Annotated in this window: 1 protein-coding gene; it reads right to left on the bottom strand. The window is 46.7% G+C overall.

The features are described from left to right. Positions 1 to 45: 45 nt before the first annotated feature. The gene (locus B5F22_RS11810; RefSeq protein ID WP_158096700.1) at positions 46 to 1044 is read right to left on the bottom strand and encodes an IS30 family transposase; all 999 of its coding nucleotides are present in this window, start codon (positions 1042 to 1044) and stop codon (positions 46 to 48) included. Between the last annotated feature and the right edge of the window lie 107 nt (positions 1045 to 1151).

Consider the following 1151-nt stretch of genomic DNA (forward strand, 5'->3'; position numbering starts at 1 on the left):
CCCGCCTTTGGCGATTCTTTCCCCCATTTCTCATCGGGCGCATTGTCAAGTCAAGTGCAACACCTGGTGATAAAAGACTTCCGCAGGAGTTTTCCATCCCAGGCATTTGCGAGGTCGAGTATTTAGCTTGTGTGTGAACTCCTCCAGAAGCTCTGGAGAGAATGGCACCTTATAGGTATTTTTAGGGACATACTGACGTAGAAGACCATTTGTGTTCTCGTTAGTCCCTCTCTCCCATGGGCACATAGGGTGGGCAAAGTAAAACTGCGCATTTGGAATCTTAGCTGTAATGTCAGCGTGATTTGCAAATTCAAAGCCACGGTCTAAAGTAATGCTACGCAGCAGTCGGTTGGGCAGTTTCTCCAACATCGAGGCCATGACCTGCGCAACTTCTGAAGCCTTTCTGGTTTTACTGATTCCGGTGAGCAAGAACCGTGAGCGTCGGTCTACCAGTGTGACAATATACAGCTTGTGACAGCTGCTATACACCAAATCGCCCTCAAAGTGTCCAAAACGACTGCGATTTTCCGCAGATCTAGGGCGCTCTTCAATTCCACGGTGAATATATGCCTTCTCTTGCTTCTCCTTTTTCTTACCACGCCAACCCTTCCTGCGCAGATAACGCTCCATAAAATAGCGCCCGTGTTTCTTTTTCTTCCGTTCCTTTGGCTCCATATAGCCTGTCTTGATCGCACGGTAGATGGTGCTATAACTGACCACTGGACTCCCATGTTCTAGTTCTATGCGCTTGGAAATCTGTTCTGGAGACCATTGTTGACCGGTAAGCAAGTTAACCACTTTCTCTCTTATATCTGTTTGCTCCAATATCTTGTGCCTCCGACAGTGTTTGCGCCTCTTTTGATACTTTTCCTGGGCTTTAGATGGACGATAGGAGCGAGCAAATCGGTTACGTTTTAATTCCCGGCTTACAGTGGATACGGAGCGTCCTATGCCCTTGGCAATCTCTCGCAATGACTTACCCAAAAGTTTATTTTCCCATATACTTTCCCGCTCGGATATGCTAAGATGATGGTAGTGACTCATTGGGGATTCCTCCTTATGGTTTGTCTCGTCAACTGCCATTTTACAGGAATTTCCCCAATGGGTCATCTTTTATTTTAGGTGTTGCACTTGCATTGTAAATCTCCACG

The organism is Pseudoflavonifractor sp. An187 (assembly GCF_002160275.1).
Classification (GTDB): Bacteria; Bacillota; Clostridia; order Oscillospirales; family Oscillospiraceae; genus Enterenecus; species Enterenecus faecium.

What these genes read in the sequence shown, in the direction of transcription:
- B5F22_RS11810 (WP_158096700.1), bottom strand. Translation starts at nt 1,044, where the DNA reads ATGAGTCACTACCATCATCTTAGCATATCCGAGCGGGAAAGTATATGG.